Source organism: Candidatus Finniella inopinata, from assembly GCF_004210305.1.
Taxonomy (GTDB): domain Bacteria; phylum Pseudomonadota; class Alphaproteobacteria; order Paracaedibacterales; family CAIULA01; genus Finniella; species Finniella inopinata_A.
Window position 1 is genome coordinate 1 of the sequence record NZ_SCFB01000013.1, and the last position, 1486, is coordinate 1486.

1 protein-coding gene is annotated in these 1486 nt (G+C 40.7%); it reads left to right on the plus strand.

The window, feature by feature from the left end:
• The first annotated feature begins 119 nt into the window (after window positions 1–119).
• Entirely contained in the window at window positions 120–362 is a 243-nt protein-coding gene (locus EQU50_RS07160) for a hypothetical protein (RefSeq protein WP_130154444.1), read from the plus strand.
• The last annotated feature ends 1124 nt before the right edge of the window (window positions 363–1486 follow it).

The following is a 1486-nucleotide window of genomic DNA, read 5'->3' on the forward strand; positions in this document are numbered from 1 at the left end:
ATACCAATACACGTGAGGCGAGGAATGGTGGAGAGGTGAGGAGAGGAGAAGAGAAAGGGAGAGGAAGAAGCCGTGATTAGTGAAAAAAAGAGGAAATGCATGGTCGGCGAGGTGGAACGATGAGGAAAAGAAAGAAAGAAAGAAGACGAAGAAAGACAGACGGACACGATGAGAGGAGGGGAGCGGAACGGGGAAATAGAAGACGAAAAGGAAAGGAAATTCGAGAAACAGAGGAATGCACGACAAGCAAAACAAAAACAAAAACAAAAAAAAGCTCAGCTCATCATCAAAACTCAAGAAGAAAAAGCGTCGAAGTGAAGAATGGCAGTGGTAGTGAAGAGAAGGGGGAGGAAGATAAATAAATAAATAAAGAAATAGATGTGGACAATTGAGGGGGGGAAAGATAAATGAAGAAGAGAGAGGGAGAAAGGAGAGGAGAGGAAAGGCGAACGACAGTGTTGCATGCTGACAGAAAAGGAAGTAAGTTGCGAGGAAAAAGAAAATGAAAGAGAAAGGATGTTGAAAGTGAGAAAGAAAGAAAGAAAGAAAAGAGAAAGAAGGTATATCTCTGTCGAATCACGACTATGAACACGACTCGATCACACCATTAAATGTGTTCAAATATTATTATTATTATTATTATTATTATCATTGTGCGACTACTAACATTCACTCGTAAAAGTGAACAAATGAACGTCGGCTCCTTGAAAGTGTCGGGATTAAAGAAGATAGGATGGGTAAGTAAGAGATGAAAGAAAGAAAGAAAGAAAGAAAGAACGAATGAACGAGATAATAAAAAAAAAGAGGCGGCGAAGAGCGTTGGAGGATAGCGTTGAGAGAGAGAGAGATTCGATTCGATTCGATTCGAGGGATAGTACTGACTATGAGTTGGTTGAGTGAAATTGAGTGTAGTTATGATATGATACAGACAGGCAGTAGTACAGACTAGTCCCGCCGATAGATAGATAGATAGATAGATAGATAGATAGATAGATAGATAGGTATATTTGCACAACGAGTACCTGGACTGAAGCGCGATCAGTGGAGGAGATGATGCGGGCAGTTGCGGAGCTGCATTGCAGCAAGAAGACACGCAAGAAACACAAAAAAAATGACAAGTCAGGAGATTGCGGTTGCGTGGACAAAAAATGTGTCGTAGAAATCGTGAAGAAGGCAGTACCAATTGCGAGGCATGTAGGCATCTTGAATCTTGGTAGCCATAACGTCCAAATTAAATAAAGCAGCTGAAAGCAGAGATAGTAGAAGAACGTGCGATCAAATAGCCGTAAAACTCCGTGCGAAAAAGAAGAAAACTCCGAAGGATACTTGTTTTTTTATGTCCCGATTTCCAAAATGTGTCGTTCAGCTGAGACGAAATCTGTTTGTCGAAGCATATTTGTGGTGAATTTTGTTAGAATAAGCTAGGACATAAATATCCGCAATGGATTTGATCATTCTTGGACAGATCCACTCCGGGGAAAATTCC

Bases quoted from the DNA above. Each gene is read 5' to 3' on its own strand.
- EQU50_RS07160 (WP_130154444.1), top strand. From the start codon at position 120: ATGAGGAAAAGAAAGAAAGAAAGAAGACGAAGAAAGACAGACGGACAC.